Raw genomic sequence first — 13109 nt, 5'->3', positions numbered from 1 at the left:
CTCCTTGAATTATTGGTCGCCGACTCCCAACAGGCTGCGCGCGTACTGCGCCAGCGGCGGGCCGATCAGGTCTTCGGGCTTGCTGTCGTGGAACGTCAGTAAACCGCCACGACTCTTGATCCGTGCAGTATCAATCAAATACTGGGTGCTGGTCTCGATCAACATGATCTGAATCACGCCGCCGTCGATGCCGAGGCGATCCACCGCTTCTTCATCGAGCCACTCATCGGAGTTGCCGATGCGGTCGTCAGCCTTGGCGAAACGCGTGTACAGCAGATAGTGCGCACCGGCATCGCGAGCTTCGCCCATCGCCTGATCGAGTCCCTCGGGAGCGCGGGCGCGGCGAACCATAGGAAAATATTCGACGAAACCTTTGAAAGCTTCTTCAGCCACCACATTCGGGCGCGGGTAAGAACCACCCGGCGGTGCGAACGCGCCCTGGGCGATGTAGATGAATGAGTCCGGCTGAATGCGGAAGTTGTTCACGCGGCGGCTGTCGCTGTGATCCAGCAAGCCTGCGTCGCTCATCTGATAGCGAGTGCCTTCGGCCATATCGCTGACAGTCATACAGCCGCCAAGCGCCAAAACGGCCAGCAGCAAAACCAGGCTACGCATCCTATTCCTCCAGAGGCCGGTGACGGAAAACCGGCGAATGGCCGTTGGATGCAGCTTTTGCGCCAGCTCTGAAAATTCGTTGATTGTAAGATCGTATTCGCGAGCAGGCTCGCTCCCACAGGGGGAATACATTCCAAGGTGGGAGCGAGCCTGCTCGCGAAAGCGGTTGTTCAGCCGCCGATGATTTTCATGACGGTAGCGCCGCCAGAGAACGCCACTTCCTGCTTGTCCCCCAACGCCTTGACCAGCAAACGCTGGAGCGCCGGCAACGCCTGATGGCGCGGCTTGTCGAGCAGATCACCGACATAGTGGCGGTTACTCGACGACAGACAGCCATGCAACCAACCAGTGGACGACAGGCGCAAACGCGAGCACGTGCGGCAGAACGGCACGCTTTCGTTGGCGATCACGCCAAAGTTGCCTAAACCGGGAATTGCGTAACGCACGGCCGTTGCGTCCACTGGTGCGTCGGTTTGTGCGTACTCATAACGCTCGCCAATCAGCGCCAGCAGCTGTTGCAGGCTGACGAACTGTTGCAGGAACGCATTATTGTCCTTGGCCAAGTGACCCATGCGCATCAGCTCGATGAAGCGCAATTCGTATCCACGCTCCAGACAGTAATCCAGCAGCGGCATGACTTGATCAAGGTTCTGCCCGCGCAACGGCACCATGTTGACCTTGATCTTCATCCCCGCCGCTTTCGCCTGATCCATGCCATCGAGCACCGTGGCCAGATCGCCACCACGGGCGATGCTGCGGAACGCGCTGGCGTCGAGGGTATCGAGGGACACGTTGATCCGGCGCAGACCGGCATCCACCAGCAGCGGGAGTTTTTTCGCGAGGAGTTGACCGTTGGTGGTCAGGCTGATGTCGTCCAGGCCCATCTTGCCGACGGCGGTCATGAACGATTCGAGTTTGGGGCTGACCAGCGGCTCGCCACCGGTAATTCGCAGCCGCTCGATGCCGGCGGCTTCGATCAGATACGCCACGCCACGCGCCATGGCTTCGGCCGACAGTTCATCCTGCGCAGCCACCAGCCGCTTGCCGTTGGGCACGCAGTAGGTACACGCGTAATTGCAGGCTGAAGTCAGACTGATCCGCAAATTGCGAAAACGCCTGCCTTGACGGTCAACGATCATGATCACTCCGGCGAAAGAATTTCGAGCCGCTAAAACTTGACTCACAAATCAAGTTTTAGCAAGCCCTATGCCTGAGTATATTCCTGCGGTACTGCGACATGTAGCGAAATCATGGCGCAATAAAGCAGCTGAATGGCTCAGCTGCTTGGCGTTTCCGGATCGCGCTTGCGCTTGTTGCCCATGCGCACGCCGATGTCCATCAGGAACTGGAAGAAACCTTCCTGATCTTCCAGCACATTGCTCCAGAACGGCGAGTGATACAGCGCCACGGCGCCGTGCACCAGCGCCCAGGATGCGCAGTAGTGGAAGTATGGCGGCACGTCTTCGAGCTTGCCTTCGCTGATACGGCCCTTGATCAGCAGGGTCAGGCGTTCGAAGTTCGAGGCACGGATCTTGTGCAGCTCCTCGACCATTTCCGGCACCTGATTGCCTTTGACGACCTTCTCTTCGAGACGGTCGAACAGGCGATAACGCTGCGGGTCGCGCATGCGGAATTCGAAGTAGGCGCGGGACAGCGCTTCCTTGTCCTTGTCGACATCAGCCGAATGCAGCAGCTCGTTCAAATCGCGCTCGTAATCGAGCATCAGGCGCAGATAGATCTCGGCCTTGGATTTGAAGTGCTTGTAGATCGTGCCTTTGCCGATACCCACGGCATCAGCAATCATCTCGACGGTGACACTGTCTTCACCTTGGTCGAGGAACAGCTTGAGCGCGGTATCGAGAATTTCTTGCTCGCGGCGACGAAACTCACGGACCTTACGAGGTTCTTTGTGCATAAGAAAAGGTCTGAAGGGTCAAAATTCGAAGCCGCGTATTATGCCTAACTTGCGCAAAAATGCACGGATCATCCGACCATATCTGTGTTTCTTGTTCATTTTGAGAACGTTTTGGGCGCAATGAGAACTCAACTGAAGCGAACGTATTCCAAATTTGTTTAAAAACCCCGACCGGCTAACTGGACTGCACGCCAGACTGATCAATACTTGAACTGTCGGGCGACATCTCCCCCAAGTGTCGCGCCGATAAAGGTACCAAGGGACCGCGTGCCTTTGTTTTACTCCTAATGGTCTTAACCCGGATTCACCCCCCAGAACCCGGGTTTTTTTTGCCTGCGATTTGGCTAGCGCTTACAGGGCAGATTTAACACTCGCCAGCGGGAACAACCGCTTGAAGTTCTCGGTGGTCTGCTCGGCAAAACGCTCGTAGTTCTCACCGCGCAGCATCGCCAGGAATTCCGCCACTTCGCGCACGTACTGCGGCAGGTTCGGCTTGCCGCGATAAGGGATCGGTGCCAGATACGGTGAATCGGTTTCCACCAGCAAGCGATCCGCCGGGACCTTGCTCGCGACGTCGCGCAACGCATCAGCATTGCGGAAGGTGACGATGCCCGACAGGGAAATGTAATAACCCATGTCCAGTGCAGCCTTGGCCATGTCCCAGTCTTCGGTGAAACAATGCAGCACGCCGGCCTGCGGCAATGCCGCTTCGCGCAACAGCTCAAGGGTATCGGCACGCGCGCCACGGGTGTGGATGATCACCGGTTTGCCGGTCTGCTGCGCCGCTTGCAGGTGCAGACGAAACGACGCCTGCTGCAACTCGGCGGCTTCCGGCTCGTAGTGATAATCGAGGCCGGTTTCACCGATCGCCACCACTTTCGGGTGATTGAGTTCGTGCAGCAGCCAGTCCAGCGCTGGCGCCGCGCCCGGTTGCACATCCAGCGGATGCACGCCGACCGAGCAATCAACGTCATCGTAACGCTCAGCCAGGGCTTTGACGTCGGCGGCGTTGTCGGCACTCACGCCGATACACAGGAAGTGCCCTACTCCGCGCTCACGGGCCGCATCGAGTGCAGCATCCAGCGAGCCGTCATGGGCGGCGAGGTCGAGGCGATCAAGGTGACAATGGGAATCTACGAGCATAAAAAAGACGGCTACTTACATCGTATGAGTGGGACGGTCGGATTTAAGCGCTCCGGCCAGATGGGTTTCGATGCGACTGCGCGCGGTGTTGTCGCCGTCGTTGAACTGCACGCCGACACCGGCAGCGCGATTGCCTTGCGCCCCTTTCGGGGTGATCCAGGCGACTTTGCCGGCCACCGGAATCTTCTCGGCCTCGTCCATCAGGTTGAGCAGCATGAACACCTCGTCGCCCAACTTGTAACTTTTGTTGGTCGGGATGAACAGGCCACCGTTCTTGATGAACGGCATGTAGGCGGCGTAGAGCACCGACTTGTCCTTGATGGTCAGGGACAAAATACCGTTGCGCGGCCCCGGGCTGACAGATTCATTCATGTTGACCTCCACTGCTGATGTTCAGAGTCTAGGTACACATTCTTATCTTTGGCCAGGCAATCCCGCCCATTGCACCAACAACGCTTCCAGCAGCAAGGCCGGGTTGAGGTTGGCCTTGCTCAGGACTTTCTGGCGCTGGGCGAGAATCCAGTCCTGAATTTCGAGGACTTTGCCTTGCGCACTTTTCTGCGCCAGGTACTGCACGACTTTACGCATATCGGTCAGACCGAGGCCGGCTTCATCCTGAGTCAATTGATAACGCAGGATCAGGCTCGACCAATCGCAGAACCAGTCGAACAGCCGCAGCATCGGAATGCTTTTCCATTCCTCCGCCAGTTGCGTCGGCGATTGCTGCTGCTTGAGCAGCTTCTTCACGCCTTCGACCACTTGCGCGCGCTGTTCGCGCACGCCCTGGGATTGCAGGCTGACCGCCATCAACGGCGAACCGGCGGCCAGCGTCAGCAGTTCGACACGATCTTCTTCCGAGCAGTCCGGCAGCGCCTGAGCCAGCCATTGCAGGCTCATCGCCTCGCCCGGCAACGGACAGGCCTGCTGCACGCAACGGCTCTTGATAGTGGGCAGCAGACGACTGGTCTGGTGGCTGACCAACAGCAGAACCGTGTCGCCGGACGGTTCTTCAAGGCTCTTGAGCAAGGCGTTGGCGGCGTTGATGTTCATCGACTCGACCGGCTCGATCAGCACCACCTTGCGCCCGCCGAGCTGCGCGGTCTGCACCACGAAGCTGACCAGATCGCGCACCTGATCGACCTTGATCGCCTTGTCGGCTTCTTCCGGTTCGAGGATGTAATTATCCGGGTGGCTGCCAGCCTTGAGCAGCAGGCAGGATTTGCATTCGCCGCAGGCTTCCGGCGTCGGCCGCTGACACAAGAGGCTGGCCATCAGGCGCTCGGCCAGCGCGCGCTTGCCGATACCGGCCGGCCCGTGCAGCAGATAGGCGTGCGCGTGCTGCTTACGCCCGGCCAGTTGCTGCCAGAGGCTGTCCTGCCATGGATAGGCCTCAGCCACGGGCCAGCTCCAGCAAGTTCGGAATCAGGGTATCCAGCGATTGTTGAACCTTGGCCAATGGCTGGCCGGCATCGATGCGCACATAGCGCGCAGGATCCGCCTCAGCACGCTTGAGGAAGGCACTACGCACGGCCTCGAAAAACGCCCGACCTTCCAGCTCGAAACGATCCAGACGACCACGGGCACTGGCGCGGGCCAGACCGATCTCCACCGGCAGATCGAAAATCAGTGTCAGATCCGGGCGCAGATCGCCTTGCACAAAGGTTTCCAGCGCGGCGATGCGCTCCAGCGACAGACCGCGACCGCCGCCCTGATAGGCGTAAGTGGAATCGGTAAAGCGATCACACAGCACCACCGCGCCTCGGGCCATGGCCGGTCGAATCACCTCTGCCAGATGCTGGGCACGCGCAGCAAACACCAGCAACAGCTCGGCGTCCGGATTCATGACTTCGTCGGCCGGCGCCAGCAGCACTTCGCGGATCCGCTCGGCCAGCGGCGTGCCACCAGGCTCGCGGGTCAGCACCACTTCGATACCGGCGGCGCGCAGGCGCTCAGCGAGGTATTCGCGGTTGGTGCTTTTGCCGGCGCCTTCAGGGCCTTCAAGAGTAATAAACAAGCCAGTCACAGGCAGTCCTTAATCAACGTCATTGCGTATTTTGTGGGGCGGCGGCTTCTGGAGTCGGCGCTGGCTCCTGTGGTGCAACTTGTGGCATCGACTCTGGCGCTGTGTCCGGAGAGGCCGCAGGAATCGCATCCTCGGCAGCGGGAGCCGCTTCAGGCGTTACCGCTGGCGCAGGGCTGGAGCGGTAATCCGCACGGCGCTTGAGCTGATACTCACGCACCGCATTGTTGTGCGCATCGAGATCGTCAGAGAACACATGACTGCCGTCACCACGCGCAACAAAGTACAGGCTGGTGCCGTCCACCGGGTTCAATGCCGCGTGAATCGCTTCGCGGCCAACCATCGCGATCGGCGTCGGCGGCAGGCCGGGGATCACGTAAGTGTTATACGCCGTCGGCTCTTTCAGATGTGCACGGGTCAACTTGCCGGTGTAGCGATCGCCCAGACCATAGATGACGGTCGGATCGGTCTGCAGCTGCATGCCCAGAGCCATGCGACGCACGAAGACACCGGCAATTTGCCCACGCTCCTGCGGCACGCCGGTTTCCTTCTCGACCAGCGACGCCATGATCAGCGCTTGATAAGGTTCGGTGTACGGCACATCGGCAGAACGACTCTCCCACTCTTTCGCCAGAACTTCATCGAGGCGGTCAAAGGCTTTCTTCAGCAACTCGGCATCAGACATGCCACGCACGAAGCGGTAGGTATCGGGGAAGAAACGGCCTTCCGGGAACAGACCTTTATGGCCGATTTTGGCCATGACGTCGCTGTCGCTCAAACCGTTCAGGGTCTGCTCGACCTTGTCATCCTTGGCCAGCGCGGCGCGTACCTGGTGGAAATTCCAGCCTTCCACCAGCGTCAGGCTGTACTGCACCACTTCGCCACGCTTCCACAAGTCGATCAGACCATTGACGGTCATGCCCGGCTGCATGCGGTATTCACCGCTGTGAATCGGCGTGCCGGCGAGATTGAAACGCCAGTAAACCCGCAGCCAGAACGCGTCCTTGATGACGCCATCGGTTTCGAGGGAAAGGAACGTACGGGTCGGAGTGGAGCCTTTCGGCACATCCAGCAGTTCTTCCTGCGTGATGTTCAGAGGCTGTTCCAGTGCAGAGTGAATCTTCCAGGCGCTGGCGCCCATCAACAGCCCTGCCAGAACCAGTCCGGTTTCCAGCAGCAGCAAAAGTTTACGTCTCACAAATCAGGCATCCAGTAGGGCGCGGGCAATGGTTTGCAGTTTACGGGTGAGCGGGCCAACCGGCCAGCTCAGTGCAGCACAGGCGCGTACCGGCCAGACGCCATACACGCTGTTGCAGACAAACACTTCATCAGCCCATTGCAGCTGATCGAGGCTGATGTCGGCGATTTGTGTGGGGATGGCCAATGACTCGGCCTGAAACAATATTTCGGCGCGCATCACACCGGCGACGCCACAGCGCTTGAGGTCCGGCGTTATCAGCACACCGTCACGCACCAAAAACAGATTACTGAATACACCTTCGATCACTCGACCGACCTGATCGAGCATCAAGCCTTCGGCATGTTCACTGTCCTGCCATTCGGCACGGGCGAGAACCTGTTCAAGGCGATTGAGGTGTTTGAGTCCGGCGAGTAATGGCTGCTTGGCCAAGCGGGTGCTGCACGGGAACAGGCGGACGCCTTGTTCAGCATGAACAGCAGGATAAGCCGCAGGAGGATTGCCTTGCAGAATGCGGCGGCCCGGCGCCGTCGGGTCGGGCGCATAACCGCGCAAACCATCGCCACGGGTGAGGATGAGTTTGAGCACGCCCGCGCCCATCGCTGCCGCATAGCTCAGCAGCTCGTGACGGATCAGTTCGATATCCGCCGCAATGGCCAGACGCGAGCAGCCGTCGGCCAGGCGCGTCAGGTGTCGATCCAGCAGGATCGGCTGGCCGCTACGCACGGCGATGGTCTCGAACAGACCATCGCCGTAAGCCAGGCCGCGATCTTTCAGCGACAGAGCGTCAGCCGGTTGACCGTCGACCCAGCTGTCCATCAGCCTGCGAACCGGCGGAAAGCCAAGGTGCCGTTGGTGCCGCCAAAACCGAAGGAGTTGGACAACACGACATCGATGTCCATGTTGCGCGCAGTGTGCGGCACAAAATCGAGATCGCAGCCTTCGTCCGGTTCTTCGAGGTTGATGGTCGGCGGGGCTACCTGGCTGTTGATCGCCAGCACGCTGAAGATCGCTTCCACCGCGCCCGCTGCACCCAACAGGTGACCGGTCATCGACTTGGTCGAGCTGACCGCCAGTTTGTAGGCGTGCTCACCGAACACGCTCTTGATCGCATTGGCTTCGGCGAGGTCGCCGGCCGAAGTCGAAGTACCGTGAGCGTTGATGTATTGCACTTGATCAGCGTTGATCTTGGCATCGCGCAACGCATTGGTGATGCAGCGTGCGGCACCGGCGCCGTCGGCCGGTGGCGAGGTCATGTGGAACGCATCGCCGCTGGTGCCGAAGCCGATCAGCTCGGCGTAGATAGTCGCGCCGCGCGCCTTGGCGTGCTCCAGTTCTTCAAGAACCAGTGCGCCGGCACCGTCGGACAGGACGAAACCGTCACGACCCTTGTCCCACGGACGGCTGGCGCGGGTTGGCTCATCGTTGCGCGTCGACAGCGCACGGGACGCACCGAAGCCGCCCATGCCCAGACCGCACGCGGCCATTTCGGCACCGCCGGCAATCATCACGTCGGCTTCGTCGTACATGATGTTGCGCGCCGCCATGCCAATGCAGTGCGTACCGGTGGTACATGCGGTGGCGATGGCGTAGTTAGGTCCCTGTGCACCCAGGTGGATGGACAGAAAACCGGAAATCATATTGATGATCGAGCCTGGCACGAAGAATGGCGAGATTCGACGCGGGCCCGTCTCATGCAGAGTACGGCTGGTTTCTTCGATATTGGTCAGACCGCCGATCCCCGAACCCATGGCCACGCCAATGCGTTCACGGTTGGCGTCAGTGACTTCCAGACCGGCGTTGCGCACGGCTTGAAAGCCGGCGGCGAGGCCGTACTGAATGAACAGGTCGAGCTTGCGCGCTTCCTTGACCGACAGGTATTCCTCGACATTGAAGCCCTTTACCGAGCCGCCAAAGCGGGTGGAATAGGCAGAAAGGTCGGTGTGTTCGATCAGACCAATGCCACTGCGGCCAGCCAGAATGCCCTGCCAACTGCTCGGCACATCCGTGCCCAGTGGCGACAACATACCCATACCGGTGACTACGACGCGTCTACGCGACACAGCACTCTCCTTTTTCAAATGACGACGACTTTGCATCAGGCCTAAAGAAAAAACCGCACGCCATGATGGCAGTGCGGTTTTTCCATGACAGCAAACAACGATTACAAACTATTACGCCTGGTGGCTAGTAACGTAGTCGATTGCAGCTTGTACAGTAGTGATCTTCTCAGCTTCTTCGTCAGGGATTTCGGTCTCGAATTCCTCTTCCAGAGCCATCACCAGCTCAACGGTGTCAAGGGAGTCGGCACCCAGGTCTTCTACGAAGGAAGCGGTGTTGACCACTTCTTCTTCTTTAACACCCAGTTGCTCGGCAACGATTTTCTTGACGCGCTCTTCGATGGTGCTCATACCTTGTTTTCACTCCTAATGGACAAATTCAGGCAGCTGGCCAGTGGGTAAGTGTATAGAAAGACTTTTCAGTTTTTCAACTGAAAGCTTCACTCCTCAAACCCTGCAGCCCTCTGCCTATAAATAGATTGCAGCTTTATAACGGATTTTAGACAGCTCGTATGACATTTTTTTGAAGCAATCCGTCACATTTTACTTACATGTACATCCCACCGTTCACCGGGATTGTAGCCCCAGTGACGTATGCCGCACCGTCGGATGCAAGAAAAGCGACCACAGACGCGATCTCTTGAGCTTGTCCCAGACGACCCAGCGGAATCTGCGTCTGCAAGGCTTCACGCTGTGCTTCAGGCAGCTCGCGGGTCATATCGGTGTCGATAAACCCTGGGGTTACCGAGTTGACCGTAATCGAACGCGAACCGACTTCACGCGCCATTGCACGGCTGAAACCTTCCAGACCGGCCTTGGCGGCTGCATAGTTTACTTGGCCAGCGTTGCCCATGGCACCCACTACCGAGCCAATACTGATAATTCGGCCCCAACGCGCCTTGGTCATGCCGCGCAAAACGCCCTTGGACAGGCGGAACAGACTGTTCAGGTTGGTATCGATCACGTCGTACCACTCGTCGTCTTTCATGCGCATCATCAGGTTATCGCGGGTGATGCCGGCATTATTGACCAGGATCGCCACTGGTGCACCAAACTGCTCCTGAATGCTTGCCAGCACCGCGCTGACCGATTCGTCGCTGGTGACGTTCAGCTCAAGGCCAGTGCCCTGAATACCGTTTTCCTTCAGGGTCGCAGCAATGCGCTCAGCACCCGAAGCGGAGGTCGCGGTGCCAACAACAATGGCGCCCTGACGACCCAGTTCCAGCGCGATAGCCTGACCAATGCCGCGGCTTGCACCGGTGACCAGTGCAACTTTACCTTGCAGACTCATGCAAGTTTCTCCTGATTCAGGCTTGCGCTGCACGAGCGGCAGCGAAAGCGTCTGGGGTATTGAGGTTGGATGTCGCCACGCCTTCGGCGCAACGCTTGTTCAGACCGGCCAGGACTTTACCCGGGCCGCATTCGACCAGATTGGTCGCGCCCTTGGCAGCGAGAGTCTGTACCGACTCGACCCAGCGCACTGGCTTGTAGAGTTGTTCGAGCAGATCACGCTTGAGGGTTTCCAGATCGGCCGGCACTTGCGCGCTGACGTTCTGTACTACCGGGATCTGCGGCGCCTGCCAGTCGATGGCAGCAATGGATTCGGCGAAGCGCTCAGCGGCCGGACCCATCAGCTCGCAGTGCGACGGCACGCTCACCGGCAACGGCATGGCACGCTTGGCACCACGCGCCTTGCAGCCTTCGATGGCGCGCTCGACCGCAGCCTTGGCACCGGCAATCACCACCTGGCCCGGCGAGTTGAAGTTGACGGCGCTGACCACTTCACCCTGCGCAGCTTCGGCGCAGGCAGCCAGTACATCAGCGTCTTCCAGACCGAGAATGGCAGCCATGCCGCCCTGCCCGGCCGGAACCGCTTCCTGCATCAACTGACCGCGACGCTCAACGAGCTTCACCGCGTCCGCCAGCGTCAGGCTGCCAGCGGCAACCAGCGCGCTGTATTCACCCAGGCTGTGACCGGCAACGAATGCCGGGCGCGCACCACCTTCAGCCAGCCACAGGCGCCACAGAGCGATCGAAGCGGTCAGAATGGCCGGTTGGGTTTTATGGGTTTGATTGAGCAGTTCTTCCGGGCCCTGCTGGGTCAGTGCCCACAGGTCATAACCCAGAGCCTCAGAGGCTTCTTTGAAAGTTTCGAGGATCAACGGATATTCCGCGCCCAGCTCGGCCAGCATGCCGAGGGACTGCGAACCTTGTCCTGGAAAGACGAATGCGAGGGAAGCAGACATGTAACAAGCCCCTAATGATCTTGTCGTCGGAAAATGACGCCCCGCTTGGGGACGCAAGAAACTGACAGTTGGATGGCCCTTTGAACCGGGCGGTCACATTTAAGCATTGTCCGACGAAAACGCCTAAGACAACAGATCCTCCAGACGGCCGTGAAGGCGCTCGGGGAGGTTCTCCTGGATCTCGATCAGCGCACGCGAAATAGCACTCTGAAAGCCCTGAACCCCGGCCGAACCGTGACTTTTCACGACGATGCCCTGCAAGCCGAGAAAGCTTGCGCCATTATGTCGCGCCGGCGCCAGATCCGCCTGCAAACGCTTCATCAACGGCAATGCCAAAGCCCCCACTGCACGGGAGAGCAGATTCTTTTTGAACAGCGCTTCGATGCGCGCAGCAATCATCGTCGCCAGGCCTTCGCTGGACTTGAGCAGGATGTTGCCGACGAAACCGTCACACACCACGACATCGGCCTCGCCACGATACAAACCGTCGCCTTCGATGAAGCCGATGTAGTTGATACCGCGAGCAGCCTGCAACAGCGTCGCCGCGAGCTTGACCTGCTGATTACCCTTGATGTCTTCGGTGCCGATATTCAGCAGCGCAACACGCGGGCGATGGATACCCAGCGTCTGCGCCGCCACCGAGCCCATCACCGCAAACTGCAGCAAATGCTCAGCACTGCAATCGACGTTGGCGCCCAGATCGAGCAACTGGCAAAAACCCTTCTGCGTCGGAATCGCGGCAACCATCGCCGGGCGATCAATACCCGGCAACGTCTTCAGCACGAATCGCGAGAGCGCCATCAACGCCCCGGTATTGCCAGCACTGACACAGGCCTGAGCCTTGCCATCACGCACCAGTTCCAAGGCGACACGCATCGACGAGTCCGGCTTGCCACGCAAGGCCTGGGTCGGTTTTTCGTCCATGGTGATGACTTCGCTGGCCGCAACAATCGTCAGGCGCGCGCGATCGGCAGCCGATTGGCCGTTGATCAGTTCTTCAAGAAGGGAGGGTTGACCGACGAGGGTCAGGTGCAGCGAGGGCGTAGCAGAAAGGCAAGCAAGGCTGGCCTGAACAATGCTGCGGGGACCGAAGTCCCCGCCCATTGCGTCAATCGCGATGACTTGAGCGGACAAGTGATTACTCGTCAGCGCCCTTGTCGATCACTTTACGGCCACGGTATACGCCTTCTGGCGATACGTGGTGACGCAGGTGAACTTCACCAGTGGTTTTTTCTACAGACAGGGTGCTAGCCTCGAGAGCGTCGTGCGAACGGCGCATGTCACGGGCAGAGCGGGATTTTTTGTTCTGCTGAACAGCCATAATTGATTAACTCCTAAACGTTTGGGTCACGCTTTAACTGCGCCAATACACTGAACGGGTTGGACCGCGTTGACTCGTCCTCGCTCGGTTCGGGCTCATCGAGACCCGCCGGCTGCTGGCATTCTTCCGGATGATGAGCAGGCACAATGGGCAAGGCGAGCAGAAGCTCCTCCTCGATCAGTGACTGCAGATCCAATGGATCTTCGCCCAGTTCCAGCACGTCATAACCTTTCGGCAACGACTGGGTATTCGCACCCTCTTTCACCACAGCATAACTGCATTCGCTGTGGATCGGCAGGGTGACCAGCTCAAGACAACGCTGGCAAACCATTTTGACTTCGGTGTCGATAAAGCTGTGGATTACCACAGATTTACGTTCATCTCGTTCAAAAACGAATTTCGCCTGCACCGTACCGACATTGTCGGAAAGCGGGTCGCAGAGTCTCTCCAAATCGGCCAGCAGCATTTCACCTTGAAGGGTGGTGCCACGGTCAGCCAATTTGCGCGGGTCAACGTGAGGTGGAATCGGGTCATTCAACATAGGCGCAGCATTATAGGGATGCACCCACCCATGTCAAAGGAAATTGTGCC

16 protein-coding genes are annotated in these 13109 nt (G+C 59.0%); all 16 read right to left on the bottom strand.

From position 1 onward, the window contains the following. Positions 1 to 9: 9 nt before the first annotated feature. Complete coding sequence (locus KBP52_RS26545) at positions 10 to 615, bottom strand: DUF4823 domain-containing protein (RefSeq protein WP_007908280.1); 606 nt, start codon at positions 613 to 615, stop codon at positions 10 to 12. Positions 616 to 785: 170 nt separating this feature from the next. Further along, positions 786 to 1754, bottom strand: coding sequence for a radical SAM protein (locus KBP52_RS26540; RefSeq protein ID WP_077574068.1), 969 nt, complete (start codon positions 1752 to 1754; stop codon positions 786 to 788). Between the two features lie 137 nt (positions 1755 to 1891). Then, entirely contained in the window at positions 1892 to 2530 is a 639-nt protein-coding gene (locus KBP52_RS26535; protein WP_007908276.1) for a TetR/AcrR family transcriptional regulator, read from the bottom strand. Between the two features lie 351 nt (positions 2531 to 2881). Continuing rightward, a complete protein-coding gene (locus KBP52_RS26530; RefSeq protein ID WP_150793079.1) occupies positions 2882 to 3673 on the bottom strand; it encodes a TatD family hydrolase in 792 nt (263 codons plus the stop codon). A 15-nt stretch (positions 3674 to 3688) separates the two neighbouring features. Next, positions 3689 to 4045 (bottom strand): PilZ domain-containing protein, encoded by a 357-nt coding sequence (locus tag KBP52_RS26525; RefSeq protein ID WP_077574070.1) that lies wholly within the window; start codon positions 4043 to 4045, stop codon positions 3689 to 3691. 42 nt (positions 4046 to 4087) lie between these two features. After that, complete coding sequence (locus KBP52_RS26520; protein WP_212621307.1) at positions 4088 to 5071, bottom strand: DNA polymerase III subunit delta'; 984 nt, start codon at positions 5069 to 5071, stop codon at positions 4088 to 4090. After that, positions 5064 to 5696: a dTMP kinase gene (gene tmk / locus KBP52_RS26515; RefSeq protein ID WP_007908268.1), complete on the bottom strand. Its 633-nt coding sequence runs from the start codon at positions 5694 to 5696 to the stop codon at positions 5064 to 5066. The genes KBP52_RS26520 and tmk overlap by 8 nt, the downstream gene beginning before the upstream one ends. 19 nt (positions 5697 to 5715) lie before the next feature. Beyond that, entirely contained in the window at positions 5716 to 6891 is a 1176-nt protein-coding gene (gene mltG / locus KBP52_RS26510; RefSeq protein ID WP_137218845.1) for an endolytic transglycosylase MltG, read from the bottom strand. A 3-nt stretch (positions 6892 to 6894) separates the two neighbouring features. Next, positions 6895 to 7710 (bottom strand): aminodeoxychorismate lyase, encoded by an 816-nt coding sequence (pabC, locus tag KBP52_RS26505; protein WP_077574074.1) that lies wholly within the window; start codon positions 7708 to 7710, stop codon positions 6895 to 6897. Then, on the bottom strand, positions 7710 to 8954 hold the full coding sequence (gene fabF, locus KBP52_RS26500) for a beta-ketoacyl-ACP synthase II (protein ID WP_077574075.1): 1245 nt from the start codon (positions 8952 to 8954) through the stop codon (positions 7710 to 7712). Before fabF ends, pabC begins: the two co-directional genes overlap by 1 nt. 111 nt (positions 8955 to 9065) lie before the next feature. Continuing rightward, positions 9066 to 9302 (bottom strand): acyl carrier protein, encoded by a 237-nt coding sequence (gene acpP / locus KBP52_RS26495; RefSeq protein ID WP_003175607.1) that lies wholly within the window; start codon positions 9300 to 9302, stop codon positions 9066 to 9068. Between the two features lie 196 nt (positions 9303 to 9498). Continuing rightward, positions 9499 to 10242 carry a 3-oxoacyl-ACP reductase FabG gene (fabG, locus tag KBP52_RS26490; protein ID WP_008086267.1) on the bottom strand — a complete coding sequence of 248 codons (744 nt, stop codon included), beginning with the start codon at positions 10240 to 10242 and terminating at the stop codon, positions 9499 to 9501. Positions 10243 to 10258: 16 nt separating this feature from the next. Then, positions 10259 to 11197 (bottom strand): ACP S-malonyltransferase, encoded by a 939-nt coding sequence (gene fabD, locus KBP52_RS26485; RefSeq protein WP_212621306.1) that lies wholly within the window; start codon positions 11195 to 11197, stop codon positions 10259 to 10261. Between the two features lie 123 nt (positions 11198 to 11320). After that, positions 11321 to 12331: a phosphate acyltransferase PlsX gene (gene plsX / locus KBP52_RS26480; RefSeq protein ID WP_212621305.1), complete on the bottom strand. Its 1011-nt coding sequence runs from the start codon at positions 12329 to 12331 to the stop codon at positions 11321 to 11323. A 4-nt stretch (positions 12332 to 12335) separates the two neighbouring features. Further along, complete coding sequence (gene rpmF, locus KBP52_RS26475) at positions 12336 to 12518, bottom strand: 50S ribosomal protein L32 (protein ID WP_003179396.1); 183 nt, start codon at positions 12516 to 12518, stop codon at positions 12336 to 12338. A 13-nt stretch (positions 12519 to 12531) separates the two neighbouring features. Then, positions 12532 to 13059: a YceD family protein gene (locus tag KBP52_RS26470; protein WP_007908248.1), complete on the bottom strand. Its 528-nt coding sequence runs from the start codon at positions 13057 to 13059 to the stop codon at positions 12532 to 12534. Positions 13060 to 13109: the final 50 nt, after the last annotated feature.

The sequence above is a fragment of the Pseudomonas sp. SCA2728.1_7 genome, from assembly GCF_018138145.1.
GTDB classification, from domain to species: domain Bacteria; phylum Pseudomonadota; class Gammaproteobacteria; order Pseudomonadales; family Pseudomonadaceae; genus Aquipseudomonas; species Aquipseudomonas koreensis_A.
Note: the sequence above shows the minus strand (reverse complement) of the source record. Positions and strands in the feature narration are given on the sequence as shown.

Excerpts from the sequence above, each read along its gene's own strand:
- KBP52_RS26545 (WP_007908280.1), bottom strand. The coding sequence starts at position 615 with ATGCGTAGCCTGGTTTTGCTGCTGGCCGTTTTGGCGCTTGGCGGCTGT.
- KBP52_RS26540 (WP_077574068.1), bottom strand. The coding sequence starts at position 1,754 with ATGATCGTTGACCGTCAAGGCAGGCGTTTTCGCAATTTGCGGATCAGT.
- KBP52_RS26535 (WP_007908276.1), bottom strand. The coding sequence starts at position 2,530 with ATGCACAAAGAACCTCGTAAGGTCCGTGAGTTTCGTCGCCGCGAGCAA.
- KBP52_RS26530 (WP_150793079.1), bottom strand. The coding sequence starts at position 3,673 with ATGCTCGTAGATTCCCATTGTCACCTTGATCGCCTCGACCTCGCCGCC.
- KBP52_RS26525 (WP_077574070.1), bottom strand. The coding sequence starts at position 4,045 with ATGAATGAATCTGTCAGCCCGGGGCCGCGCAACGGTATTTTGTCCCTG.
- pabC (WP_077574074.1), bottom strand. The coding sequence starts at position 7,710 with ATGGACAGCTGGGTCGACGGTCAACCGGCTGACGCTCTGTCGCTGAAA.
- acpP (WP_003175607.1), bottom strand. The coding sequence starts at position 9,302 with ATGAGCACCATCGAAGAGCGCGTCAAGAAAATCGTTGCCGAGCAACTG.
- fabG (WP_008086267.1), bottom strand. The coding sequence starts at position 10,242 with ATGAGTCTGCAAGGTAAAGTTGCACTGGTCACCGGTGCAAGCCGCGGC.
- fabD (WP_212621306.1), bottom strand. The coding sequence starts at position 11,197 with ATGTCTGCTTCCCTCGCATTCGTCTTTCCAGGACAAGGTTCGCAGTCC.
- rpmF (WP_003179396.1), bottom strand. The coding sequence starts at position 12,518 with ATGGCTGTTCAGCAGAACAAAAAATCCCGCTCTGCCCGTGACATGCGC.
- KBP52_RS26470 (WP_007908248.1), bottom strand. The coding sequence starts at position 13,059 with ATGTTGAATGACCCGATTCCACCTCACGTTGACCCGCGCAAATTGGCT.